Raw genomic sequence first — 25,514 nt, 5'->3', positions numbered from 1 at the left:
ATAAGATCGATCAGATAGAACTTATAATTTTGCCAAGCTTTTGACCAGTAGCAATAGGTCAAACGTTAAAAGTAACAGTGTTAAACGAAGAGGTCAAGAAGCAAAAACAGGAACATCGTCGTTCCTTTTTCGCTTCTTGACTTTTTTTTACAGAGATGGCATGGTATACATATTATCATAACGTTTTTTATTTAAAATCGTTGCAGAAAAGGTGTTAGGAAGAAGGGGTAACTTTGACAGAAGTATTAGCACTACAAAATGTTTCCAAATTGATTGGAACCAAACGAATCATTGAGGATGTTTCCTTTGTGGTGGACCAAGGACAAGTCGTTGGTTTATTAGGGCCTAATGGGGCTGGGAAGACGACGATCATTCGGATGATTGTTGGGTTGATGAAGCACAACACAGGATCGATTGCCATTATGGGGAATTTACTGGATTCTTCTTTTAAAACCGCGATTGCCTCAGTCGGTGCGATCGTTGAAAATCCTGAGTTTTATAATTATATGACAGGCTATGAAAATTTGATGCAGTATCAGCGCATGGCGAAGAAAAAAAGTACGACAGCAGAATTAGAAGCTCTTATTCGTCAGGTACATTTAGAAGGACACATCCATCAAAAAGTCAAAACCTATTCATTAGGGATGCGTCAGCGTTTAGGTGTTGCCCAGGCATTGGTCCATCAACCAGACTTATTAGTTTTAGATGAACCGATGAATGGCCTGGATCCTAAAGGCATGCGGGAGTTTCGAGAAATGATTCTTTCTTTGAGAGAAAAAGGCGTTTCTGTCTTAGTTTCCAGTCATCAATTAAGCGATATCGAACAAATTGCCGATCATTTGATCGTGGTGCAAAAAGGAAAAGTCACTCATCAAGTAGCAATGGCAGAGTTGAAAGCAGAGAAAAATGTACTGATTATTAAAACTGATGATAATGCGGAAACAGAAGCACTGTTAAAAGCTTCCTTTGAGGTCGAGGTCTTGCAGGTTGCAGATGAATTGCAAGTCACGTTGCAAACCGATCAGCGTTCGGCAATCGCTGCAGCGATCGTGACGGCTGGGATCGGCTTGAAAGAACTACGGACAAAGCAATCTTCTCTAGAAGATACATTCTTGGCTTGGACCGAAGAAGGAGGTTTGTAAGCATGCTGACATTGATTAAAAATGAATGGATCAAATTAACCAAAAAACGTTCTACTTGGATCATGCTGCTTTTATTGGTTCTAATGACTTTTGGGTTGACCTATGTGGTTCGCTTAGGTAGTCCCGAGATTGGTGCCAATGATTTATTCGCTTCTTTGAGCGACATGACTTCCTTTTTAAACTTATTTGTGGTGATTGTGGCAGCTTCTTCAGTGGCGGAAGAGTTCAGTCGTGGAACAATCAAGTTCTTATTGATTCGGCCTTTTTCCAGAAGCCAAATCTTAGCAGCAAAAGCCATCAACACGTTTTTATTTGCGCTTTTAGGGACTGCTGTTTTACTAATCAGTAGTTTAGCAGCCGCCAATTTATTTTTAGCAGCTGAATCACCTTTTGCTGCTACTGGCTACAACGGGCTAGCGGCGATTCTCGTTGCCCTTGTTTTTGCGGGAACCAACTTGCTGTTGATTGTCTTTTATATTGCATTGACCATCTTTATCTCAGCCGTCATTCGCTCTCAAAGCCTGGCGGTTGGCTTAGGCTTGGGTATGTTGTTTGGAAGCAGCATCATCAACTCGATCATGCTTTTTGCTCAAGAAAAATACCCATGGCTGAAGTGGAACCCGTTTAATTTTATGAATATCAAAGAGCAGATACCGAGTTTATTAAATAGTCCTGACATGCAGATGACTGCCTTTGATCCGGGATTGGGCTATTGGGAAATGGCGATCGGGATCCTTGTTTATAGTGTTTTAATCTACCTTTTAACAAATTGGTTATTCAATAAAAGAGATGTCGCATTAAGTTGAGGAAACGAGTGAAAGTTTTTGGATAAATCCAGCTTTCACTCTTTCTTTTTGTGTTTTTTTCTAGTAAAATGATTCATTGAGAGTACAAGAGAAAGGAGAGTTTTCAAATGGTTAGTGTAGGAATCGTAATCGTGATCGCTGTTGTTGCAGCATTACTAGGCGCTGTCGGCGGCTTCTTTTTGGCGCGAAAATATATGCAAGATTATCTAAAGAAAAATCCTCCCGTTAATGAGGATATGCTTCGCTCGATGATGATGTCAATGGGTCAAAAACCTTCTGAGAAAAAGATTCGTCAGATGATGCAGCAAATGAAAAACCAAAAGTAGGTTTTTTTCTAAGAAGCGGGCTGATTTTATCAGCTCGCTTTTTATTGCGGCAAAATGTAGAAACTAATAAAAAAATGGCCGCATGCTGCTTTTGCTATTTACTTTCTGTGAATAGCGGGGTAGCAATCGAATCTGAATCTAATAAATATTCGGAAAAATCGCAAAATTTAAGCAACAGGTCACAAAGAAATGGAGAGTGTTATGTCAATATTTAGGAAGTTAGGTTGGTTTTTTAAACAAGAAAAGAAACATTATTTGTTAGGCGTAGGCTCTTTAGTCCTAGTCGCCTTGGTACAGTTGGCACCCCCAAAAGTTATTGGGATCATCATCGATGAGATTGCGGAAAAAGAGATCTCGATGCAGACGATCTTTTTTTGGGTCATGATCTTGATTGCTTCAGCTATCGCTCAATACGTGTTCCGTTTCGTCTGGCGGACGCATATCTGGGGCAGTGCTGCTCGGCTAGAAAAAACGTTACGCAGACAGCTATTTGCACATTTTACAAGGATGGATCAGTTGTTTTATCAAAAGCATCGGACAGGTGATTTGATGGCCCATGCCACCAATGACTTGAATGCCATCCAAAATGTGGCAGGGGCGGGGATCTTAACCTTTGCCGATTCCTTCATCTCGGGAGGGGCAACCATCATTGCGATGGTTCTCTTTATTGATTGGCGTTTAACGTTGATTGCTTTGTTGCCGCTACCATTCTTAGCAGTCATGGCACGAGTTCTTGGCAGCAAATTGCATGATGCGTTTCGTGACTCACAAGAAGCATTTTCTTCCATCAACGACAAAGCCCAAGAAAGTATTACTGGGATGAAAGTCATCAAAACCTTTGGACAGGAAAAAGAGGACATCGCTGATTTTCAAACCAAAATCGACCATGCCATCATCAAAAACCGCAAAGTCAATTTTCTGGATGCCTTGTTTGATCCGTTTATTACGATCATCATTGGAATCTCCTATGTGCTGACGATCATCGTTGGCGGCAATTATGTCATGGACGGTACCATCTCGATCGGTCAATTGGTATCTTTCATCAGTTATATCGGTATGTTAGTTTGGCCAATGTTTGCCATCGGACGCCTGTTCAATGTGCTGGAACGAGGCAATGCAAGTTATGATCGGGTTGCCGAATTATTGGCGGCAAAGACCCATATCATTGAAGCCAAAGATGCGGTCGATACCCCAGCCCAAGGAACGGTGAACGTTCAAATCAATGATTTTCACTATCAAGGAGATGATTTTGCCCTGCAAGACATCCACTTTACTTTGCCTGCCGGGCAAACACTTGGTGTGGTCGGGAAAACTGGTGCAGGAAAAACCTCTTTGATGAAGCTCTTGTTGCGAGAGTATGATTCATTTGATGGGGCGATCACCTTCGGGGGCATCGACAGCAAGCAATACTCTTTGAATGCTCTTTTGGGTTCGATCGGTTATGTTCCGCAAGATCATTTCTTATTTTCCATGACGATTCGAGACAATATCCGCTTCGCGCAACCACGGGCTTCTCAAACAGAAGTTGAAGCGGCTGCTGGATTGGCAGTGATCCACGAGGATATCAGTCAGTTTCCTGAAGGATACGAAACGATGGTGGGGGAACGTGGTGTTTCTCTTTCCGGCGGACAAAAACAGCGTTTATCCATTGCCCGTGCCTTGATCACTGACCCAGAATTATTGATTTTAGATGACGCCCTTTCAGCAGTAGATGCCAAAACGGAAGAAGCTATTTTACAACAATTACTGACATTCCGTCAGAATAAAACAACGATCATTGCTGCCCACCGCCTAAGCAGTGTCAAGCATGCAGAAGAAATTCTCGTGATCGACAATGGGAAAATCAGTGAACGTGGGACCCATGAACAATTATTGGCTGCAAATGGCTGGTATAAAAAAATGTGGGACAAGCAGCAACTAGAAGCCAAAATCGAAGGGAGTGAAGCCTAATGCAAGAATCAGAATGGAGCAAATCGATTCCCTTTAAAGAGCAAAAAAACATCATCAAACGAATGTTTCTTTTTGCCAAACCGTTTCGAAAAACCTTCTATGCAGCGATCTTTTTTGCTTTTGTGCTATCGATCATCAATATCTTGTTGCCTTTGATCATTCAAACCTTTATGGATAATTATTTGACCAATCAGACGGCGACCCAGCAAGTCATTTATTTCTTTGCTGCGTTGTATTTCTTTGGGGTGTTGGTAAAAGCCGTGATTTGGTTTTTCCAATGGTTCCTTTATTCAATGGGTTCTTTAAAAACCTATCAATATATTCGAGCAAAATTATTTGAAAAATTGCATAGTCTTGGGATGCGCTATTTCGATCAGACGCCAGCGGGTTCGATCGTTTCACGGGTCAGCAACGACACAGAAACATTGTATGAATTTTGGTATGTCTTCTTGATGGTATTGACAGGAATTTTTGCGGTGGTTTCTTCTTTTGCCGCCATGTTCCGCATCAACGTCAAAATTGCCTTACTAAACTTGATTTTTCTGCCAATCCTAATGGTAGTCATCTGGTATTATCAAAAATTCAGCTCTCGTATCTATCGTCAAATGCGGGAAAAACTGAGTCAGCTGAATACGAAATTGAATGAATCGATTTCTGGCATGCAGATCATTCAGCAATTCCGCCAAGAGGCGCGGCTGAATGAAGAATTCGAAGCGACCAACGATGATTATTTGAAAACTAGATACGCCATGATCCGCACGAATGCGCTGCTACTATCACCAATCATTAGTTTGTTGTATGCCTTAGCGATTGCCTTGTCATTGACGCTCTTTGGGTTTGATGCCTTAGAATCGCCCATTGAAGTTGGGTTGATTTTCGCCTTTACGACCTATATTCAAGGATTCTTTAATCCCATGACACAGATGATGGATTTTCTCAGCGTCTTTACTGATGGGATGGTAGCCGGCAGCCGGATTTTGAAGATTATGGATAACGAAGAATATACGCCGCAGCAAAACTCCGATGCCAGTCAAACCATCACCAAAGGAAAAATTGAATTTCGCGATGTCAGTTTTTCCTATGATGGAAAAAACAACGTATTGAATCATATTTCTTTCATCGCCTATCCAGGTGAGACCGTGGCTTTAGTCGGTCACACAGGAAGTGGCAAGAGCTCGATCATCAATGTGTTGATGCGTTTTTACGAATTTGGGGAAGGGCAAATTTTGATCGATGATCAAGATATCCGCGACTTCACGATGGAAGAGCTTCGGAAAAAAGTTGGACTCGTATTGCAAGATGCTTTCATGTTTTATGGGGACATCGCTGACAATATCCGCTTATTGAATCAGGACATTCGTGAAGAACAGATCGAAGCAGCAGCAAAATTTGTTCAAGCAGATGCCTTTATTCAAAAACTACCTGGTAAATACCACGCCAAAGTGATTGAACGGGGTGCCAGTTATTCAAGCGGGCAACGGCAATTGATTTCCTTTGCCCGAACGATGGTGACCGATCCGAAAGTGCTGGTCTTGGATGAGGCGACTGCCAATATCGATACTGAAACAGAAGGACTGATCCAAGAAGGCTTGGCAAATATGCGTCAAGGGCGAACCACGATCGCGATCGCCCATCGATTGTCTACCATTCGCGATGCTGAGTTGATTTTGGTGCTTGATAAAGGCTCGATCGTCGAACGAGGCACCCATGATGAACTTTTGGCTCAAAAAGGGTTGTATGCCGATATGTACCGTTTGCAGGCAAGTGAAGTTTAAACGGCCAATAGACCTTAAAATACCACGTAGGTATTTTAAGGTCTATTTTGTATAAATTGAACAAATGAAGCAAAAATTTCTATTTGTGATTGACAGCGTTTTCACCCTTTGCTATCATGTAGACATTAAAACAACTAGCACCTAGTCAAACAAATGATTAATCGGTTAGGATCCTTTTCGGTTTAGACTAGTAATTACGCTCGGTCAGGCGAGTGTCAGAGGAGCCTTATGTGAAATGTTGTGCAAACAAGAGGATCGAATCATAGAGGAGAAACAGGAGGGAAGCGGCTCTAATCAAAAGGCAAGCATCCTGAGCCTATCTTTTACGAAGAGCCCAACCGACGAGAGTGGAATATGGAGGTTGATTTGAATAGTGGCAGCTCCCCATCGAGAAGGGATCGAAGGAGAATCGAGTGGAAGCTTAAAGATAGTGGATAAACACGAGATATTATTCGTTGTTTTATTTTTTTAAAATTTTTGTTAACCGGTTAACTAAAACGGTTAACAAAAAAGAGGAGGGAAGCAAACGTGGGAAATGGTCACAAGTCTAGCCGATTATTTCATGATAAAGGTCGCATTCAGCGAGAATAGGGGAAGTAGCAAACGTAGAAACTTGCAACACGATGTATGAACAAAAAAAGTTCAAATGGAAAGATGAGGGAAAATTTATGGTAGAAATTATAATTGGTATTTTAATGATCGTTTCTTTCTTAGGAATGGTTTGGTACTGCGTCAAAGGGTTCAACCTGATGGTGGGTTTCTTCGTTATGGCAACACTTTGGACCGTTTTAGCTTTTATTGGCAATGCGTTGAGTCCGGATTTAACAGCTTTGAATTTTGTCGATACGATCACAAATATTTATCAAACAGGACCCGCCGGTTTTGCTAGTTCGATTCTGGTCAATATTTTCTTCGGTTCCTTCTTTGGTCGGATTTTGATGGATACAGGGATCGCAGCAACGCTGATTCGCAAGGTTGTTGAGCTTGGTGGGGATAAACCACGGATCACCATGACCCTTTTATGTACTGTTACTGCTTTATGTTTCACATCCATGACGGGCATTGGTCCTGTAATCTCTATCGCAGTGATCGTTATGCCAATTTTGCAAGCGTTGGGTATTCCAACAGCGATCGCTTTATTCGCTTTTATGGGTTCCATCATGGCGGGAATTTTTGCCAATGTAACAAATTTTGTGCAATACCAAGGTATTTTAGCGGCATTACAACCTGACGGAAGTCAATCCATGATGGAATATGGGTTTTCCGATTATTTCACATTCGGCATGATTGCACTAGTCGTTTCCTTACTTGTGACATTGGTTTTTGCCAATATTGCTTTAAGTCGTGCGAAATCATCAAAAGTCAAAGCGTGGGCTTCCACACCTGGCGCAACTTCAGGCGATGCTCCTTGGTATTCTTGGGTAGCTGTGATCGCACCAGTCTTACTCGTTGTGTTTGCTGAATTTCCTATTATTCCAGCATTTATTCTCGCAGCTTTGTACGCCTTACTGACTTGCGGAAAATTAAAAGGTGGTTTCGTGAATATTTGCCGCATGTTAGCTAAACAATTTGCAGATGGTGCTGTCGATGTTGCGCCCCTGGTAGGTTTCTTATTAGTACTGGCTATGTTTAATTCAGCTGCAAGTCTAGCGGTTCCTTTCTTTGAACCAATCGTTGGCGGTCTAGTTCCTCATAGTACCGTGGCTCTTGCGATCTTATTTGCCATCTTAGCGCCCCTTGGTTTCTTCCGCGGTCCTTTGAACTTAGTCGGATCAGGAGGCGCAGTAGCGGCAGTGATCTTAGCTGCCACAAATTGGGATCTGGCATTCATTTTTCCACTTTTCGCTGTGGTCACGATCGCTCCTCAGCATTTGGATATTACTCAGTCATGGGTAGCATGGGGTCTAGGACATCATAAAGTTGGTTCTAAAGATTTCATGAAGTTTTCGATACCAGCTGGGTGGCTTTCTAGTGCGATCCTGTGTATCATTGCGCTCATTTTGTTCGGTTTGAATAACTAGTCGATGAAAGAACGTAGCTAATCAATAAATCATGCAACTATGGATGTAGGAGGAAAGTGGAAATGAGTGAATTAAGAAAAGTTAGAATGGGGATCGATGTAGGCGGTACCCATACAAAAGCTGTCGCTATCGATAATCTGACTCACGAGATCATAGGAAAATCCAGCGTGAAGACCACTCATGATCATGAACGGGGGGTAGCTGCTGGCGTTGTCGAGAGTTTTCAAAATTGTATGAAAGAAAATGATATTGACCCAAAAAGTGTGATTTTTGTTGCTCATTCAACCACCCAAGCCACGAACGCTTTGATTGAAGGGGATGTGGCTGACATTGGTGTTTTCGGTATGGCTCGTGGTGGTTTCGAAGGATTTCTGGCAAAGCGTCAATTAAAAATTGCCGATATCGTTCTAGGGAATCAGCGATCCATTAAGATCATCAATGCCTTCTCAAAACTCAAAGGAATGAATAAAGCGAGTGTTGAAGAAATGATCGATGATCTAGTGAGGCAAGGATCAGAAGTGATCGTCGCTAGTATGGCTTTTGGTGTAGATAATAATGATGCTGAGAATCTAGTGATGGAAGTTTGTACAGAAAAAGGAATTCCATGTACTGTTGCTTCAGATATCACGAAACTTTACGGATTGACCAGAAGGACACGAACTGCCACTATCAATGCAAGTATTTTACCTAAAATGTTATCTGTCGCAAATTCCACGGAAGTCTCTGTGAAGGAGTCTGGTGTAGATGTACCCTTAATGATCATGAGAGGCGATGGTGGGGTTATGGAGATTGCTGAGATGAAAAAGCGGCCAGTTCTGACCATGCTCTCGGGTCCGGCAGCTTCAGTAATGGGTTCACTGATGTATTTACGAGCATCAAATGGCGTGTATTTTGAAGTAGGCGGCACAACCACCAATATCGGTGTCATTAAAAACGGACGGCCAGCGATCGACTATTCTGTCGTTGGCGGACATGAAACATACATTTCCAGTTTGGATGTACGAATCACGGGCTGTGCAGGGGGGGCCATGATTCGCGCAACTGCTAATGGAGTGGTAGATGTAGGACCTCGTTCTGCACATATTGCCGGTCTTGACTACGCAGTTTACTCTGATCCAATCAACTGGACAGGAGGAACGGTGGAATTCTTTAGTCCGAAAGAAGGCGATCCTGCAGATTATGTTGCAATCAAATTTGATAATGGTGATCGGGTAACCATCACCAACTCATGTGCAGCAAACGTGTTGGGCTTGATCAAACCGGAACATTTCTCTTATGGGAATATCGAAGCGGCTCGAAAAGCGATGGGCGTATTAGCGGATTATTGTGGCACGACGATCGAAGATATCGCGACTCAAATCATGGAGCGTTCTTACGCAAAATTAGAGCCAGTCATTTTGGCTTTAGCAGAAAAATACAAACTAGAAAAAAGCCAGATTTCATTAGTAGGAGTTGGCGGCGGCGCTTCGTCATTAATTATCTACTTGTCAGAAAAAATGGGCGTAAAATATTCGATTCCGGAGAATGCTGAAGTGATTTCCTCTATTGGCGTCGCCCTAGCGATGGTACGAGATGTCGTTGAACGGATTATTCCTTCACCTTCGAAAGAAGACTTGCGATCAATCAAAACAGAGGCTATCAATAAAGCCATTGAGAGTGGGGCTACCCCAGAAAGTGTGGAAGTCTTTATCGAAATCGATCCTCAAACGTCTAAAGTCACAGCCATTGCAACTGGTTCCACCGAAGTCAAGACGACGGATCTTTTAGCAGAGGCAACCGTCGAGGAAGCCCAAGAATTAGCAGCGGGCGATTTAGGGCTACCTACTAACGAAATTGATCTTTTAGAGAAAAGCTCGCATTTTTATGTGTTTGGAACCCGTGTTTCTACAGGAGACAATCCGGCAATTCGAATCCTTGATAAAAAAGGCTTTATTAAAGTACAACGAGCTTCAGGGAAGGTCATCAAAACCACCGCGGAGAATTATGTGCAAGCAGTCGAGCAACTATGGGATGATTTGGCGATCTATCAGACAGAAGTGATTTTGCGTCCAGATTTCTATATTTGTGCCGGACCTCGGGTGATGGATTTTTCAGTAAACGATTTGGAGGCATTGATGTTGTTGATCGATATCGAAATGTCGACTTTAGATTCTAATGAAGAAGTGATGATTCTGGCGGCGAACTCCCTATGATCAAGCAGAGGTTTTTCTTAAAACAGCAAAATACGGTTGATCTGGCATTATTAGAAAAGTGGTATGAACAGCTCATGCCCATCAGCGAATTCAGTTGGGGAGTATTTGAGTTTACCCGCGAGATGCTACGTAATAAAGTGAGGGAAGAGGAAAAAAACGAAATCATTGAAGAAGCCATCTTATGTGGTAGAACATGGGCGCAAAAAATGCTCGACCAGTTTGATTTGAAAAAACAGGAAAAGGCAGATCGTGCCTGGTACTTGGCGAATAAGCTTGGTTTATCAATTACGGAAAGATCTGGAAAACCGACGAAGTTTCGCATGGTCTTTGCGCAGTTTGTCATGGAGCGCTCCATTGAATTGATCACTGAACCCATTGCTGCCTACACTGTGCTGACTCAATCTTCGCAAATATTGCCTAAACCAGAAGTTGTCCGAGGGATCTTGATCGCCCATGAAATTTTTCACTATTTAGAAGAGCAACATGGTGCCACGATGTACCATATCACCAAAACGATCCCACTGTGGCGCTTTTTTTCCTACGAGCACCGGTCAACGGTTGGTTGTGCTTCGGAAATTGCTGCGATGGCTTTTGCAAAAGAACTGTGTGAGGCAGACTTTGTGCCTCAAATATTAGATATTTTGCTTTCCTATCCGTTGGAAGTGGACTTTTCAAAAAGTATATATGAAGTCGTGCAGCAAGAAATGCGCCACATTGAAGCAATGGGCTAGTTCTTTGAAAATAGCTCACTTAGCGGCTTCTTTACGATCTGTCACTATTGAGATAGGACAGTCCGTGTCGAACGAAATCGGTCCTTGTTCATTTTTCAAGGGTTCCATGATATAATTGACCAACAGCAAAAAGCAAGGCGTGGATTGAATGGCAAATGAGAAAATCACCATTAAGATGGTGTCAGAAAAAGCAAATGTTTCAAAAACCACCGTTTCTAGATATTTGAATGGCAAATATGAATTTATGTCAGCAGAGACAAAAAAGCGCATCGAAGAAGTGATCGCAGAGCTTGAATACCGTCCAAATGCGCTAGCACAGGGGTTGAAAAACAATAAAACGGGATTGATCGGCATCGTTGTCAGCAATATCATGATCCCGGAAGTAGCAGCTTTAGTTCGAGGCGTCAATGATTATTGTATACGAAAATCTTTTCAGGTGATTCTTGTTGAAACCGATCAAAAAAATATTTCTCAGCAGGATCAAATCCAAGCGTTGATCGACCGTCAAGTGGAAGGGCTTATTCTATCGTCGAATCAGGACGAAGCATTCGTGAAAAGCTTGACTGAGCAAAAGGTCAAAATCGTGCTGGCTGATTGCACGATCGAAGAATTGATGATTGATACAGTCATCGTTGATAATGAAAAAGCGACGGCCGAGATGATTCAACGTATTTATTCAGAAGGCTTTGATCGAGTCGCTTACTTTACACCACCGCTCACAACGCCTAGTCGGAAGAAAAAACTTGCTCTTTTTCTGGAAAGTTCTAAAATCGCAGTCAGAAATCCTGAGCAACTAGCATTTGAGATCGAAGAAACACAAGTGGCATTTGACGCGTGTAAGGAATCACTAAACGAATTGTTGAAAAAAAATCAAGGCTATCGTTTAGCAATATTAGCTGAAAACAGTGAGTTGATGTTTGCATTGATCCATGTGATCTATAGCTTGGGCTTGCGGATTCCAGAAGACGTTGCGATCGGGGGCTATGATGATTTAGGCTGGAACAAACTTTATCATCATGAAATGTCTGTGATTGAAAAACCGTCGTATGAAATTGGTTCGCAAGCTGCTGAACTTTTAGTCAAGCGGATCTCAAAAGGGAAAATGCAGTATAAACCAAAAGTGATCGAAGTACAGCCAAAAATCAAAATGAGTGGTTCGACACAAGTGAGTGACAATAGTTTTGATAAAATCGTTATCCGTATGAACCAAGAAAACCAGCCTTACATCAAAAAAAATTATCGTAAACAAGATGATTAGCTTTTTTTGAAAAAACAAGAAGCAAATGACATAATAGCCGACTCCCCATCATTAGACTGATCAGTCAAGTCTTTGGGGAGCGGTTTTTTATCGTTCGTTAAGGTTTTGTCTTTATCTAAGATAAGAACGAATAAAAATTGATCCCTCGTGTTTTCAACAAACGATCAATAGATTCGTATTAGGTGTCAGTAAAAATAACGAACAACGATTGACAGCGCTTTCTACCTTTGCTATGATAAAGATAATAGAACTGGTTCTAATGGATAGTGATTGTTGATTTTTAACAAGCTAAACCTGATGAAGCTGCGGTATTTGCGCTGCTTTCATGAGGTTTTTTCTGTGTTGACTGTTGGCTAAACAATAAAGACAAGCAATGAACCATATCCGCAATGATAAAGTAAGTGGGGGTAGGACATGAAAATCAGTAAAGTGTTAAACAATAATGTTGTGATCACTACCGATCAAAGTCAAAACGAGATTATTGTTATGGGGCGGGGGATTGCCTTTAAGAAAAAAGTGGGAGATGACATTTCTTCAGAAACGGTCGATAAAGTATATCGCTTAGAAAATCAGACGATCTTATCTCAATTTCAAGAGCTGCTTGCTGACTTACCACTGGAATATCTTGAATTATCCAATGAGATCATTGAGTATGCTCGGCGAGAATTGTCATCCCCCATCAATGATTCCATCTACATCTCGCTGACAGATCATATGCACTGTGCCATTGAACGATCGAAAAAAGGAATGACGGTCAAAAATGTCTTATTGTGGGATATCAAGCGTTTTTTCCCCGATGAGTACCAAATAGGCTGCAAAACAGTAGAAAAAATCAAAGAACATTACGGGATTCAGCTGCCAGATGATGAAGCTGGCTTTATTGCTCTGCATCTGGTCAATGCGCAAACCGAAAATGGTGACCAAGGCAATATTGCTGAGCTAACCCAAACGATGCAAGACATCATTAACATTGTTAAATATTTTTTCAAAACCACCTTTGATGAAGAGTCCGTTTATTTTTATCGCTTCACTACGCATTTGAAATTTTTTGTCTCAAGAATGCAAAACCATACCCCTCATACGGATGAAACCGATGAAGATCTTTTGGCTATGGTCAAAGTGAAGTACCGAAATGCGTATCAAAGCGTACAAAAAATCGCTGAACTATTAGAAAATCAATATCAGTATCAAATGTCCAGTGACGAAAGTTTGTATTTAACGATTCATATTGCCAGACTTGTGCAAAAAAATCGTTGATTGAAATAAAGAAGAAAGGAGAAGGAGTTTTACTCAGTGCAAGATATAGAAGAAAGAATAATTTTTTGGCAATGATTTTTATTAAAACGTATTTTTAGGACCGCTAGTTAAGAAGCAGCATATCAAAGACGAAACATTTTGGATAGTGACATTCAGTTGGCTAAACCTTCAATACAAAAAAATTGGAGGAATCAAAAATGGGTAAATATCGTGAATTAGCAGAAAAAATTGTCGCAAATGTCGGTGGGAAAGAGAACATCAATAGCTTGACGCATTGTATCACACGCCTGCGTTTTAAATTAAAGGATGAAGGCGTCGCAAATGATGAAGTCTTAAAGAACATGGAAGGTGTCGTGACGGTCATGAAGAGTGGCGGTCAATACCAGGTGGTTATCGGAAACCATGTGCCAGATGTCTATGCAGAAGTGATCGATGTTGCAGGAATCAGTGGTGATGCTGAAGAAACAGCCTCAGGTGGCAACTTGTTTGATCGTTTGATCGATATTTTGAGCGGCTGCTTCCAACCCTTCTTAGGTGCTTTGTGTGCGGCTGGGATGATCAAAGGACTAAACGCACTGTTGCTTTTTATTGGTACAACAGGTTTGATCGATTATACAACAACGACTGGTACCTATGTGATGTTCAATGCGATCGGTGATTCGATCTTCATGTTTATGCCGGTGATTTTAGGGTATACGTCAGCAAAAAAATTCCGCTTAAATCCAATGGTGGGAATCGTGATCGGGTCGGCGCTTTGCTATCCGACGATTCAAGGATCAGCCTTGCAAGCGGCATTTGTTGCCGGAGCTGGCGAGGGAGCTGCTGCACCTTATAGCTTATTAGGCTTGCCAGCGTATGAAACCTTCTTAGGGATTCCGTGGGTTGGTGCGACATATACTAGTAGTGTGGTTCCAGTAATCTTTATCATCGCATTCGCTGCACAAGTTCAAAAATTGGCGAAGAAAATCATTCCGTCTGTTGTCCAAACATTTTTAGTGCCTTTCTTGGTTTTATTGATTGCATTGCCAATTGGCTTTTTGGTGATTGGACCTGTGATCAGTATGTTGACGGATCTTTTAAGCTCAGGATTTGAAGCATTGATGGACTTCTCTCCAGCGATTTATGGTTTGTTATTAGGCTTCTTCTGGCAAGTCTTGGTTATTTTCGGCTTGCATTGGTCAGTTGTGCCACTACACATTATGCAAGTGACACAGCTCGGCTACAGTCAAATTTTGGTAGCATCATTTGGTGCCAGCTTTGCCCAAACAGCGGTAGTGATGGCTATGTACTTTAAACTTAAAGACAAAAAACTAAAAGCTCTATGTCCACCAGCCATTATCTCAGGACTTTTCGGTGTAACAGAACCAGCAATTTATGGGATCACGTTACCGAAAAAAATGCCGTTTTTCTTCTCAATGATTGGTGGGGCGGTCGCAGGTGCCTTCTTAATGATCAATGGCACAACGAGCTATACCTCTGGTGGTTTAGGCGTCTTTGGAATCTTTAACTATATCACTCCAGAAGGCGATGCCAGTGGCATGTGGTTCTCGGTCATCGGGATCTTGATCGCTGCAGCGATTGGTTTTGGTTTGACGATGGCTTTCTGGAAAGATGATGCGGTGGAAGAAGAAATCGCAGAAGGACAACCAGCGATGACTGTTCGGAAAGAAGTAATCACTTCCCCTGTTGAAGGAACGATCGCACCACTAAGCAGTGCAAAAGATGAAGCCTTCGCACAAGGGATTCTAGGAAAAGGCATCTTGATCCATCCCTCAAAAGGCGAAGTTGTGGCTCCTTTTGACGGAACAGTAATGACCTTGTTCCCAACCAAACATGCCATTGGGTTGATCTCTGAGAACGGCTTAGAGCTTTTGATCCATATTGGTTTAGATACTGTTCAATTAAACGGTGAATACTTTGAAGCCCATGTGAAGCAAGGAGACACGGTGACTCGCGGACAAAAATTGATCACCTTTGATAAGGATGCATTGATCAAAGCTGGATTTAATATTGAGACCCCAGTGTTAGTCACCAACTCCGCCGATTATTTGGATATCATCGAGTCAGACAAACGTGAGGTAGGCTGTTCCGATGATTTGATCACGGCTTTAGTTTAGCCAAAAACTTTCTAACAAGTTCTACGTAAGGTTAAAAGCGATCGCCCATGTGAAGCGATCGCTTTTTGTCAGTCATTTAATTGGGAAACAGTGAGTCTTTATAATGAAGATTTTTATCGTAGGTTGGCTCAGCGATTATCGTCGATGATGTAGGGCGCTTGTCATAAGCCATGCCAATATCGATCAAATGCTGCAAGTTTTTTTCATAATGCTCCGAAAAGACGACTGCGTACAACAAATCCAGCAAGTAGCAAACGGACGTATTGATCGTAAAGTTGGCGATCTTTGAGTAGAGCCGTTCTCTTGTCGTGATATTCAAAACACAATTACTTAATTTCGCCAAGGAGTTCTCCCCGATACTCGTCATGCCAATGATGGAAACCTGCCGCTCGGCAAGGATCTTACCGATTTCTTTGACCATTTTGTTTTCACCGGTGTAAGAAATCAAGATCGCGGTCGTATCGGAGGTACAGTTAGATGCCTCGTAAGCACTCTCGCCGAAGGTGTCGCAGACGTGAATGTTTTTTCCTAAACGCCGCATCTTCAAAACAAAGTCTTGAGAAATCAAGGTATTGGCATTACTGGCGAAGATCTTGATATGGTTGGCGTTGAGCAACGATTGTTTCGCTTTTTGTAATTCATCATGATGGATCAAGGAAAGCGTATCTTCAATCGTTGTTTGTTCAAGCTTTGCCAACTTTTTGGCGATGGTCATAATGCCGTCATGGGAGGAAAAAGGGAAGTTCGCATCTACATCAGTAAAATGGCTGCTCATATAAGTTTGCTCTTCCACAAAGGCCGTTTTTAAGTCGAGCCAACCATTGAAGCCTAATTTTTTGGCAATCCGAATAAAAGTAGAAGGATGAACGTAGGTCTTTTCTGACAATTCCTTAATGGTTTGATCCGCCATCGCAGTCGGGTTGGCTAATAAATAATCGATCAACGATCGTTCCGCTGGTGCTAGTTTGATTTGGCGCATTTTTTCTTGTAACAACATGGTATCTATGCTCCTTTTTACATTTTTTTATGATTATTTGTAAATGGTTTTTACAAAAATTCGTTTTTATTCAGTACCTAGCGAATCGTTTACATCCTAATTATTCCTTATTTGATGCTCTTTGTAAATCTTTTTTACAAAACATCTGCAAGAAGAAGCGAGATTTGCAAACGCTTTTTCTAAATATGCTATTTACATTGAATCAAATGTTTTTATGAATGATAATAAGAATGTAAATAAAATAGCAAAGGAGCAATACAATGACAAAAGGAATTAAAATTGCAACCATTGGTGGCGGCAGCAGCTATACCCCGGAGTTAATGGAAGGCTTTATCAAACGCTATGAAGAATTGCCGATTCGTGAGATTTGGCTAGTAGATATCGAAGCAGGAAAAGAAAAATTAGCAATCGTTGGTGCGATGGCACAACGGATGTGGGATGCGTCACCCTACGATGTAAAAATCCACATGACATTGGATCGAGAAGAAGCGCTAAAAGATGCTGATTTCGTTACGACCCAATTTCGAGTAGGGTTGCTGAATGCCCGCATTAAAGATGAACGAATTCCTGCTTATTATGGCATGATTGGTCAAGAAACCAACGGCCCTGGCGGAATGTTCAAAGCGTTTCGTACGGTTCCAATCATTCTTGAAATTGTTGAAGACATGAAACGTTTATGTCCGGATGCTTGGTTGATCAATTTTGCGAATCCAAGCGGCATGGTGACTGAAGCAATCGTGCGTTACGGAAAATGGGACAAAGTGATCGGGTTGTGTAATGTGCCAGTCATGGCAACCATGATTGAGCCAGCCTTGATCGGTAAAGAACCGGACGAATTGATCTACAAATTTGCAGGATTGAATCACTTCCATTGGCACAAAGTTGCTGATTCACACGGCAACGATGTAACGATGGATATTATTGATAAAATGTATGAAGAAGACAATGGCTTACCGAAGAATATCTTTGATATTCCATTTTACAAAGAACAGCTAGAACAAATGAAGATGATCCCTTGCGGTTATCATCGTTACTACTATCGTCAAGAAGAAATGCTGAATCATGCGATCGAAGAGTACAAGACTGTCGGTACACGCGCACAACAAGTGAAACAAACCGAAGCCGAATTGTTTGAGTTGTACAAAGATCCTGAATTGGATCATAAACCAGAACAGCTGCAAAAACGTGGTGGTGCTTACTACTCAGATGCAGCGTGTGAAACGATTGCTTCCATTTATGCTAATAAAAATACCCAAATCGTCGTTTCAACCAAAAATGAAGGCGCCGTTCCAGATCTTCCTGCCGATTGCGTAGTCGAAGTAACAGCTTACGTTGGCGGACAAGGGGCTAGAAATGTTGCCTTTGGTGAGTTACCGACAGCTGAAAAAGGTTGGTTACAGGTAATGAAAGCAATGGAATTATTAACGATCGAAGCAGCTGTGACGGGGGATTACAATATCGCATTACAAGCCTTCACCATCAACCCATTGGTTCCATCAGGTGATACGGCAAAACGTGTCATGGACGAACTGTTTATTGCCCACAAAGATCACTTGCCTAAATTTAAGGAAACGATCGCACGTCTTGAAAAAGAAGGCGTAGAAGTACAAGATGAAGTAGCCCGCGAACTTGATCGCGAACTAGTTAAATAAAGAGAAAGTAGGAAAGAAACATGGCATTTAGAAAAGACTTTTTATGGGGCGGCGCAACAGCTGCCAATCAATGTGAAGGAGGCTACCAAGAAGGCGGACGCGGCTTGGCAAACGTTGACGTGGTACCGATCGGCAAAGATCGTTTTCCAGTCATTACTGGTCAAATGAAAATGTTCGATTTTGATGACGAACATTTCTATCCAGCAAAAGAAGCGATCGATATGTATCATCGCTACAAAGAAGACATCGCGCTATTTGGCGAAATGGGCTTTAAAACCTACCGTTTGTCGATCGCTTGGAGTCGGATTTTCCCTAAAGGGGATGAAACAGAACCGAATGAAGACGGCTTGAAGTTCTATGAAGATCTTTTCAAAGAATGCCACAAATATGGGATCGAACCATTAGTAACGATCACTCACTTTGATTGCCCAATGCATTTAGTTGAAAAATACGGAGCATGGCGTTCTCGTGAATTAGTCGGATTCTATGAAAACTTGTGTAACGTGATTTTCAACCGCTACAAAGGATTAGTAAAATACTGGTTGACCTTCAACGAAATCAACATGATTCTACATGCGCCATTTATGGGAGCGGGACTTTATTTTGAAGAAGGCGATAACGTTGAGCAAGTGAAATATCAAGCGGCTCACCACGAGTTGTTGGCATCCGCAATCGCAACGAAAATCGCTCACGAAGTCGATCCTGAAAACAAAGTAGGTTGTATGCTGGCTGCTGGCGCGTACTATCCATATACAAGCAAACCAGAAGATGTCTGGGAATCACGCAAAGCAGATCGCGAAAACTATTTCTTTATTGATGTTCAATCACGTGGGGAATATCCACAATTTGCGCTGAAAGAAATGGAACGCAATGGGATCGAAATCAAAATGGAAGAAGGCGACCTTGAGCTGTTGAAAGCTCACACCGTAGACTTTATTTCTTTCTCTTACTATTCTTCACGCGTATCAACAACGGACGCTGAATTGTTAGAACAAACGGCTGGCAATATTTTTGCCTCTGTGAAAAACCCATACTTGGAAGCAAGTGAGTGGGGTTGGCAAATTGATCCACTTGGTTTGCGGATTACAATGAATGACATTTATGACCGTTACCAAAAACCATTGTTTATCGTTGAAAATGGTCTAGGCGCTGTGGATACACCAGATGCAGATGGCTATGTGGAAGATGATTACCGCATCCAATATTTGGCAGAGCATATCCAAGCAATGAAAGATGCGGTTGAACAAGATGGTGTCGACTTATTGGGTTACACGACTTGGGGTTGTATCGATTTAGTTTCAGCTGGAACAGGTGAAATGAAAAAACGCTATGGTTTCATTTATGTGGACCGTGACAATGAAGGAAACGGCACCTTGAAACGAACCAAGAAAAAATCATTTGATTGGTACAAACAAGTGATTGCTTCAAATGGTGAAGATTTATCGAATAACTAATCAAAAGAAGCTGCAGTTGATCCCGTTGAGAAATCAAAGGGGATCAACTGCAGTTTTTTTAAAGTCTTTTTGAAATCTTTGTAACGAATGGTTTCTTTAAGAAGAAATAGACATTCAGATATTTTGACAAGCGCCAATGTGATTGTTGTATAATGTTTATGTTGCAGCAATCACAAAAAGGTGACCTTAAGGATGACATGTTTTGTCCTCAAAATCGCCTTTCTCTGTTTTTTAAAGAACTTTTTCAATTTCTGGAATCATTTTTTGAGGATTTGTCTGGGGAGCAAAACGCTCAACGACTTTACCTTGGCGATCCACCAAGAATTTCGTGAAATTCCATTTAATGGCTTTTCCTAGCGTGCCAGGTGCTTCTTCTTCCAAATAGCGAAACAAGGGATCCGCGTCTTTTCCATTGATCACTGTTAACTTGTGCATCGGAAAGTCGACACCATAGGTGGTTCGGCAAGCGGCTGCGGCTTCTTCGGCTGACCCGACTTCTTGTTTGAACTGATCAGAAGGAAACCCTAAAACGACCAATCCTTGGTCTTTATAAGTTTCATAAAGACCTTGTAGTTCTTTGAACTGCGGGCTCAAACCACACTTCGTAGCTGTATTGACGATCACTAGCGGTTGACCTTCGTATTTTGCTAGCGAATAAGTTTCGCCATTTTCCAATGTTGCTTGGTAGTCATAGATTGACATAGCAAACGCTCCTTTTAATGTAAATCGTAGTCGATAGCTTCTGAGACAAGTATAGAGCAAAGTCTTCAAAAAAACCAAGCAAACTTCTTGGCGCATTTTATTTTTTATGGAAAACAAAAAAGTCCAGCAGTCACCGAGACCGCTGGACTTTAATTATGCTTCTGGCAATACTTCGGGTTCTGTTTCTTGTGGATGAACGACAGATTTAGTTTTCCATACACCGGAGTGCCAACGATAAATCATTAAGACGCTGCGCAATGCTTCGTCAATGGCATAAGCGATCCAAACGCCGATCAAGCCGAATTTAAAGACGATCGCCAGTGAATAGGAAAACGGTAAGCTGATGACCCATAGAACAACTAGACTACAGATCAATGGGAACTTCACATCGCCACTTGCATTTAAGGAACCCACAAGGATCATATTGACTGCACGCGCCGTTTCTAAAACGATCTCTACCAAAAAGACACCTTTGGCAATCTCGATCACTTCCGCGTTGGTGGTAAAGATTCCCATGATTGGCTCAATAAACAAGTAAGTCAATAAACAGATCGTTACCGAGGCAATGATCCCGATCACCATCGTGCGCATGCCTCGCTGATGCGCGCGATCGTATTCTCCAGCACCGACATTGCGGCCAATCATGATTTGATTCCCTTGACTCAATGCGGAGGCAATCAAATAAACAAATTGGGTGATAGCTGTTACGTAAGATTTTGCAATCAAGACGCTGGCACCAAGTTGAGCCACGATCATCGTCACTACGACTTGCGCTCCTTGATAGGAAAGAGACTCGCCAGAAGAAGGCAATCCGTAAGTCAAAATGTTTTTCATCACACCCCAAGAGACATTCGAGAAACGGGCAGATAAAACAGAAAAATTCACATGCTTCTTCAGCAACATTGCGGCAATTACTAAACCGATCGAATTACCAAAGACGCTAGAAAATGCCAATCCGGTCACACCGAAATTCGGTAAACCAAAGGGGCTATATAAGACAAAGTAATTCCCAATGACGGCTAGGATACTAGCAAACATCGGCACCAATAATGCAGGTTTTGTGAAACTGTGGCTACGCATGACAGCAATTATGACCGCCGTGATCGATGAAAGGAACAGACTTCCTCCATACACTTGTAAGTATCCATGACCTAAAGCAACTAATTCAGCATCCAATCCCATGAAACGAAGGAGATAGGTTGAGCCGAAAAGGAACATTAAGCTGATCAAAATACCGATGAACAATGAGCCAAAGAGAGCGGTATTGATGACTTTCGGTATCTGGTCGCGTTTTTTCGCACCAATCAGTTGTGCGATAATGATCTGAGTACCCACGGTGATGAAACCGTATATAAAGACCGTTAAATTCAATAGTTGATTGGCAGCACTGACGGCCGCTACTGCTGGCTCGGAGTAATGAGAAATCATCCAAACGTTGACATTCCCAATAACGACCCGCAAAAATAGCTCAACAAAAATCGGCCAGCTGAGGAAAAGCAGTTCACGGTCTGATTTTCCTAAAAGTTTTTTCTTATTCAATTGTAAGGACTCCTTATTTTCTATATAATAGACGTATCGTGAAAATTTTACAAAAATTGAAAAGAAAGTCAATGTAATTTTCAAAAGTAAAAGCAGGAATATCTTATTATTTTTTGTAAGCAGATGAGTTGAAAGAATTTGCTTTTGAAAGTAAAGTATGGGTAGTCCAAATTGGAGGGAAATATATGTATGATGTAATTATCATCGGCGCAGGCCCTGCGGGGATGACAGCAGCGCTTTATGCGTCAAGATCGAATTTATCAGTACTAATGATTGAACGAGGCGCACCTGGCGGTCAAATGAACAATACGGCTGAAGTTGAAAACTACCCAGGATACGAATCAATCTTAGGCCCTGAATTAGCATTTAAAATGTATGAAGGTGCCATTAAATTTGGTGTTGAAAATGCCTATGGGATCGTTCAGAGCATCACGGATCAAGGTGAATTCAAAGAAGTTGCCACCGAAGACAAAACCTATCAAGGGAAAACAATCATCATTGCCACAGGATGCGTACATAGAAAGTTAGGCGTCAAAGGCGAAGAAGAATTCGCGGGACGCGGTGTTTCATACTGTGCGGTTTGTGACGGTGCCTTTTTCCGTAACAAACGCTTGATTGTTGTTGGCGGAGGCGACTCGGCAGTCGAAGAAGCTATCTACTTAACACAATTTGCTTCCGAAGTAACGATCGTTCACCGTCGTGACGAATTACGAGCACAAAAAATCATTCAAGATCGCGCATTTGCCAACGAGAAAATCTCTTTTATTTGGGATTCTGTTGTTGAAGAAATCAAAGGCAATGAGATGGTCGTGACTGGCGTGCAAATCAGAAACGTAAAAACGGATGAAGTGACAGAAGAAGCTGCTGGCGGTGTCTTTATCTATGTTGGTTTAGATCCGTTGACAGAACCATTCAAAGCCAGCGGTATCACGAATGATGCTGGCTGGATTTTAACCAATGAGCAGATGGAAACTTCAATTCCTGGTGTTTACGCGGTTGGCGATGTTCGTGAAAAAGGCTTGCGTCAAATCACGACGGCAGTCGGCGATGGCAGTATTGCTGGTCAACAAGTGTTTGATTTTATTGAAACACAAAAGGATGCTCAATTAACGAAATAGTTTAATGGAATCAGCTGTTATTTTTAAAGTGTCAATCACTTTTGATAGCAGCTGTTTTTATTTTTCGTTTGGTTATTCTTTGAGAAATCTGTAAGTAGTGTTATACTAATTTTAGAGCATTTTAACGGAAAAAGGAGAGGTTATTTTATGGCATGGGAACAAACATTTAATCAATGGAAAAACAGTGAACACTTAGATCCACAATTAAAAGAACAATTGACCGCATTAGAAGCAGATCCTGCGATGTTAGAAGACGCTTTTTATATGCCTTTGGAATTTGGGACTGCCGGTATGCGAGGAATTTTAGGACCTGGTATCAATCGGATGAACATTTATACGATTCGTCAAGCAACCGAAGGATTGGCTCGCTTTATGGATACACAAGATCCTGAAACAAGACGTCGTGGCGTAGCGATCGCCTATGATTCCCGTCATTTTTCACCTGAGTTCGCGATGGAAGCGGCAAAAACATTGGCAAAACACGATATTCCAGCCTTCGTCTTTGAAAGCTTACGTCCGACGCCAGAATTATCTTTTGCTGTGCGTTACTTAAAAACCTTTACTGGAATCATGATCACAGCTTCTCACAATCCAGCCGAATACAATGGCTACAAAGTATATGGGGAAGATGGTGGACAAATGCCACCAGCAGATGCGGATGCATTGACAAAATTCGTTCGGGAAATTGAAAATCCGTTAGAGATCCCTGTTTTAAGTGAAGAAGAAGCCAAAAACAGCGGCTTGATCTCTATTATTGGCGAAGAAATCGATACTGCCTATCTGAAAGAGATCAAAGAAGTCACGATCGATCAAGAATTGATCGATACGGTGGGCAAAGATTTGAAACTTGTCTATACACCACTTCACGGAACAGGGCGGATGCTTGGGGAGAAAGCGTTGAAACAATCTGGTTTCCAACAATTCATTATTGAACCTTCTCAAGCGGTTGCTGATCCAAATTTCAGTACAGTAAAATCACCGAATCCAGAAGAGCACTCTGCCTTTGAATATGCGATTGCTTTAGGAGAAAAAGAAGGTGCTGACCTGTTGATCGCAACAGATCCAGATGCCGATCGCTTAGGAGCTGCAGTAAGAATGCCAGATGGCAATTACCAAGTGTTGACAGGTAACCAGTTAGGCGCATTGATGATCCGTTACATTTTAGAAGCCCATAAAACAGCTGGGACATTGCCAGAAAATGCAGCAGTCTTAAAATCGATCGTTTCTAGTGAATTGCCAACAGCGATCGCTAAATCCTACGATGTGGATATGATCAACGTATTGACCGGCTTTAAATTTATTGCCGAAAAAATCCAACAATTTGAAAAAGACCATTCTCAAACCTTTATGTTTGGCTTTGAAGAAAGCTATGGCTACTTAGTAAAACCATTCGTACGGGACAAGGACGCGATCCAAGCGCTCGTTTTATTAGCAGAAGTGGCTGCTTTTTACAAACAATCAAACAAAACATTGTATGACGGTCTGCAAGATATTTTTGAAGAGTACGGTTATTATGCAGAAAAAACGATTTCTGTAACGATGAGCGGCATGGAAGGGGCAACTAAGATTGCTGCCTTGATGAAGACTTTCCGTGAAAAAGCACCTTCTGTCTTCGCAGGAACCCCTGTCGTACAAACAGAAGACTTTAAACTGTTGACTCGTGTGGGCTTAGATGGTCACCAACAAAAAATGACCACACCGCCTTCTGATGTTTTGAAATACACCTTGGAAGATGAAAGCTGGATTGCGGTTCGTCCTTCTGGGACCGAACCGAAAATCAAGTTTTATATTGGTGTAAAAGGCGAAACGGCAGAAGCAGCAGAACAAAAAATTGCTGATCTGCAAGCAGCGATTGAAGAAATCACAGGTGAATAAAGTCATCTGCTGCCTTCATAATCAAAAAATTGCAATTTGACTGAATGATCCGAGTGGTAGAAAAAGAAGCATTTGTTTCCCTCAACGAACAGTTGTTGAGGGACCTAAGCTTCTAAAGGGAATTTTCTGACACTTGGATCTATTCTTGTCTTTTATTTAATTACTTCTCCTTGTTTGGCGGCCGCTGATTGACAAGCCGTCTATCAAGGGCTAAAATGCAAAAGGAAATAAGAGAGGATGTGGCGCGATGACTCCGCCTAAATTAGAGGAAATTCAGCAAGTAACGCAGATTTTTAAGATGCTTAGTGATCCGACCAGATTAAAAATTTTGTTGTCCCTTCAAGAGGGTGAACGCAATGTCACTTCAATCGCGGAACAAGTACATATGGAACAATCAGCAGTCTCTCATCAGTTGAAACTATTGAAAGATAATCGGATCGTAAAGTCGGAAAGACAAGGAAAAACCATCCTTTATAGTCTTGATGACAAACATGTTGTGGATATTTTGCAAAAAACATTCGAACATATCCATCACCGTTAAAACTAGGGCGAGAATTTCTCAAAAGTCCTAGTTTTTTCTTATTGTTTTTGGTATGCTAGTG

General features: G+C 41.7%; 19 protein-coding genes. 16 read left to right on the top strand and 3 right to left on the bottom strand.

Going from position 1 to position 25,514, the window contains the following annotated elements:
* Positions 1–233 precede the first annotated feature (233 nt).
* The 11 genes from IGJ26_RS09655 to IGJ26_RS09605 all read left to right on the top strand — a co-directional run bounded on the left by IGJ26_RS09655 (position 234) and on the right by IGJ26_RS09605 (position 15,575).
* Positions 234–1,142 (top strand): ABC transporter ATP-binding protein, encoded by a 909-nt coding sequence (locus tag IGJ26_RS09655; RefSeq protein ID WP_194199646.1) that lies wholly within the window; start codon positions 234–236, stop codon positions 1,140–1,142.
* Between the two features lie 2 nt (positions 1,143–1,144).
* Complete coding sequence (locus IGJ26_RS09650; protein WP_010748033.1) at positions 1,145–1,948, top strand: ABC transporter permease; 804 nt, start codon at positions 1,145–1,147, stop codon at positions 1,946–1,948.
* A 107-nt stretch (positions 1,949–2,055) separates the two neighbouring features.
* Positions 2,056–2,274 (top strand): YneF family protein, encoded by a 219-nt coding sequence (locus tag IGJ26_RS09645; protein WP_005235432.1) that lies wholly within the window; start codon positions 2,056–2,058, stop codon positions 2,272–2,274.
* A gap of 201 nt (positions 2,275–2,475) precedes the next feature.
* Positions 2,476–4,224: an ABC transporter transmembrane domain-containing protein gene (locus IGJ26_RS09640; protein ID WP_194199645.1), complete on the top strand. Its 1,749-nt coding sequence runs from the start codon at positions 2,476–2,478 to the stop codon at positions 4,222–4,224.
* Positions 4,224–5,999, top strand: coding sequence for an ABC transporter ATP-binding protein (locus IGJ26_RS09635; RefSeq protein WP_005235438.1), 1,776 nt, complete (start codon positions 4,224–4,226; stop codon positions 5,997–5,999). The genes IGJ26_RS09640 and IGJ26_RS09635 overlap by 1 nt, the downstream gene beginning before the upstream one ends.
* Positions 6,000–6,667: 668 nt before the next feature.
* On the top strand, positions 6,668–8,020 hold the full coding sequence (locus tag IGJ26_RS09630; protein WP_008378434.1) for an SLC13 family permease: 1,353 nt from the start codon (positions 6,668–6,670) through the stop codon (positions 8,018–8,020).
* A gap of 62 nt (positions 8,021–8,082) precedes the next feature.
* Positions 8,083–10,212, top strand: a complete 2,130-nt coding sequence (locus tag IGJ26_RS09625; protein ID WP_430599574.1) for a hydantoinase/oxoprolinase family protein — start codon at positions 8,083–8,085, stop codon at positions 10,210–10,212.
* Positions 10,209–10,943, top strand: coding sequence for a hypothetical protein (locus tag IGJ26_RS09620; RefSeq protein ID WP_005235446.1), 735 nt, complete (start codon positions 10,209–10,211; stop codon positions 10,941–10,943). Before IGJ26_RS09625 ends, IGJ26_RS09620 begins: the two co-directional genes overlap by 4 nt.
* 148 nt (positions 10,944–11,091) lie before the next feature.
* Positions 11,092–12,201, top strand: a complete 1,110-nt coding sequence (locus IGJ26_RS09615) for a LacI family DNA-binding transcriptional regulator (protein ID WP_005235448.1) — start codon at positions 11,092–11,094, stop codon at positions 12,199–12,201.
* 414 nt (positions 12,202–12,615) lie between these two features.
* Entirely contained in the window at positions 12,616–13,458 is an 843-nt protein-coding gene (licT, locus tag IGJ26_RS09610) for a BglG family transcription antiterminator LicT (RefSeq protein ID WP_430599572.1), read from the top strand.
* Between the two features lie 197 nt (positions 13,459–13,655).
* A complete protein-coding gene (locus IGJ26_RS09605; protein WP_005235453.1) occupies positions 13,656–15,575 on the top strand; it encodes a beta-glucoside-specific PTS transporter subunit IIABC in 1,920 nt (639 codons plus the stop codon).
* Between the two features lie 76 nt (positions 15,576–15,651).
* Here the strand turns inward: IGJ26_RS09605 and IGJ26_RS09600 are convergent, their stop codons facing one another.
* Positions 15,652–16,572, bottom strand: a complete 921-nt coding sequence (locus IGJ26_RS09600; protein WP_005235454.1) for a MurR/RpiR family transcriptional regulator — start codon at positions 16,570–16,572, stop codon at positions 15,652–15,654.
* Between the two features lie 260 nt (positions 16,573–16,832).
* On the opposite strand from IGJ26_RS09600, the gene IGJ26_RS09595 reads away from it, so the two are divergent.
* Both IGJ26_RS09595 and IGJ26_RS09590 read left to right on the top strand, forming a co-directional pair.
* Positions 16,833–18,224 (top strand): 6-phospho-beta-glucosidase, encoded by a 1,392-nt coding sequence (locus IGJ26_RS09595; RefSeq protein ID WP_008378426.1) that lies wholly within the window; start codon positions 16,833–16,835, stop codon positions 18,222–18,224.
* 20 nt (positions 18,225–18,244) lie between these two features.
* Positions 18,245–19,678, top strand: coding sequence for a 6-phospho-beta-glucosidase (locus tag IGJ26_RS09590; RefSeq protein WP_430599571.1), 1,434 nt, complete (start codon positions 18,245–18,247; stop codon positions 19,676–19,678).
* A gap of 231 nt (positions 19,679–19,909) precedes the next feature.
* On the opposite strand, the gene IGJ26_RS09585 is transcribed toward IGJ26_RS09590, so the two are convergent.
* Positions 19,910–20,380 carry a glutathione peroxidase gene (locus IGJ26_RS09585; protein ID WP_005235460.1) on the bottom strand — a complete coding sequence of 157 codons (471 nt, stop codon included), beginning with the start codon at positions 20,378–20,380 and terminating at the stop codon, positions 19,910–19,912.
* Positions 20,381–20,533: 153 nt separating this feature from the next.
* Entirely contained in the window at positions 20,534–21,919 is a 1,386-nt protein-coding gene (locus IGJ26_RS09580) for an MATE family efflux transporter (RefSeq protein WP_034872560.1), read from the bottom strand.
* A gap of 185 nt (positions 21,920–22,104) precedes the next feature.
* Here IGJ26_RS09580 and trxB point away from each other — a divergent pair, with 185 nt between their 5' ends.
* From trxB to IGJ26_RS09565, 3 genes are all read left to right on the top strand, one after another.
* Positions 22,105–23,037, top strand: coding sequence for a thioredoxin-disulfide reductase (gene trxB, locus IGJ26_RS09575; protein WP_008378419.1), 933 nt, complete (start codon positions 22,105–22,107; stop codon positions 23,035–23,037).
* Positions 23,038–23,184: 147 nt separating this feature from the next.
* On the top strand, positions 23,185–24,912 hold the full coding sequence (locus tag IGJ26_RS09570; protein ID WP_430599569.1) for a phospho-sugar mutase: 1,728 nt from the start codon (positions 23,185–23,187) through the stop codon (positions 24,910–24,912).
* A gap of 247 nt (positions 24,913–25,159) precedes the next feature.
* The gene (locus IGJ26_RS09565; protein WP_005235473.1) at positions 25,160–25,453 is read left to right on the top strand and encodes an ArsR/SmtB family transcription factor; all 294 of its coding nucleotides are present in this window, start codon (positions 25,160–25,162) and stop codon (positions 25,451–25,453) included.
* The last annotated feature ends 61 nt before the right edge of the window (positions 25,454–25,514 follow it).

This window comes from Enterococcus sp. AZ095a, from assembly GCF_050546735.1.
Classification (GTDB): Bacteria; Bacillota; Bacilli; order Lactobacillales; family Enterococcaceae; genus Enterococcus_D; species Enterococcus_D entomosocium.
Note: the sequence above shows the minus strand (reverse complement) of the source record. Positions and strands in the feature narration are given on the sequence as shown.